2 protein-coding genes are annotated in these 1,401 nt (G+C 51.7%); one reads left to right on the plus strand and one right to left on the minus strand.

Features of this window, described 5'->3' with window-relative positions; translation table 11 throughout:
- Positions 1-124 (minus strand): ribosome hibernation-promoting factor, HPF/YfiA family (gene hpf / locus VU18_RS13640; protein WP_047758270.1); only part of this gene is annotated, 124 nt, incomplete at its 3' end.
- A gap of 174 nt (positions 125-298) precedes the next feature.
- Here hpf and VU18_RS13645 point away from each other — a divergent pair.
- Complete coding sequence (locus VU18_RS13645) at positions 299-1,378, plus strand: HD-GYP domain-containing protein (protein ID WP_023633668.1); 1,080 nt, start codon at positions 299-301, stop codon at positions 1,376-1,378.
- Positions 1,379-1,401: the final 23 nt, after the last annotated feature.

Raw genomic sequence — 1,401 nt, forward strand, 5'->3', positions numbered from 1 at the left:
TGACGTGCACATACACATCATCAGTGCCATCAAAGTAGCGTTCCAGTTTCCCGATTTTTTTCTCTACATACTCGCGCAACGCTGGAGTTACTTCGAGGTTTTCCCCGCGAACGTTATACATCATCGCTGACCACTCCTTATCTTATAAAACTGTAAATCCCTACACTTTTTATTACCCATCCAATCCATGTTTCAATCAAAAATATTTTTGAAGATTTTGTGAAAAACATAGGAAAATATGGTAAGATAGGCATAGGTGTTTTTTCTTATGATGTGGAAGGTACGGAGTGTGTGAACGATGCGAAAGGTCCATATTTCCCATGCGAAAAGCGGTGACGTGCTCGCTGTCGACTTGTTCGCCGCCAACGGCAGCGTCCTTTTGTCGCGCGGCGTGCGGCTGACCAGCGGCTACATCCGTTCTTTAGCACAAAAAGGGGTTCAATACATTTATATTGACGACAAACAAACATATGACATCCGCCCGCGCCCGCTCATCAGCCCGACCGTGCGCCAGCAGGCAGTGAAAAAAGTGTACGAGACGATGACGGCCTTGATTGAGCAAAAAAAACTGCTCAGCCGTGTGTCCTCCCTCGATTTAGGAAAAGAGTACGAAAAAGTGTTCAAAGACATTTTGGATTATTTGCTAAAACAAGAAGATTTGCTCATCAACTTGTCGGATTTGGTCATTTCCAATGGATACTTTTTCCACCATTCAGTCAACGTCGCCACCATTGCGGGTGTCATCGGCATCGCCAAAGGCTACCGCCCCCAGCAGCTGCTCGACCTTGGCATCGGCGCGCTGTTGTTTGACATCGGCATGACGCAGCTTCCTGATGGGCTCTGGCGGAAAAAAGGATTCTTGACGGAAGAGGAAAAGGAAATCGTCCGCCGCCATACGTATCTCGGCTTCGAGCTGTTGCGGCGCCAGCGCAACATTTCGCTCTTTTCCGCCCACTGCGCCTTGCAACACCATGAGCGGTGCGACGGCAGCGGCTACCCGCGCGCCTTATCGGGCGATGAAATTCACGAATACGCCCGCATCGTCGCCATCGCCGACGTTTTTGACGCCTTGACATCGGCGCGCTACCACCGAAGACAATACTCGCCGCACGAGGCAGCCGAATACCTATCCGCCGCCGGCGGCATTTTAGACTATGATCTGATCAAGCTGTTTCTCTCTCACATCGCCATCTACCCGGTCGCCACGACCGTCTTGCTCAACACCGGGCACGTCGGCGTCGTCTCGCAAGTGTTTCCGGGCTTCCCGCTCCGCCCCATCGTCCGCGTCATCAAAAACCCAGCAGGCGAGGAGCTGAAAAGCCCGTATGAGATTGACTTGCGGAAAGAGATGAACATCACGATCGTGAAAGCCGTCTGAAGCGAAAAGGACAGCGCGCGCTG

Origin of the sequence: Geobacillus sp. ZGt-1 (assembly GCF_001026865.1) — a bacterium.
Classification (GTDB): Bacteria; Bacillota; Bacilli; order Bacillales; family Anoxybacillaceae; genus Geobacillus; species Geobacillus thermoleovorans.

Bases quoted from the DNA above. Each gene is read 5' to 3' on its own strand.
- VU18_RS13645 (WP_023633668.1), top strand. From the start codon at position 299: ATGCGAAAGGTCCATATTTCCCATGCGAAAAGCGGTGACGTGCTCGCT.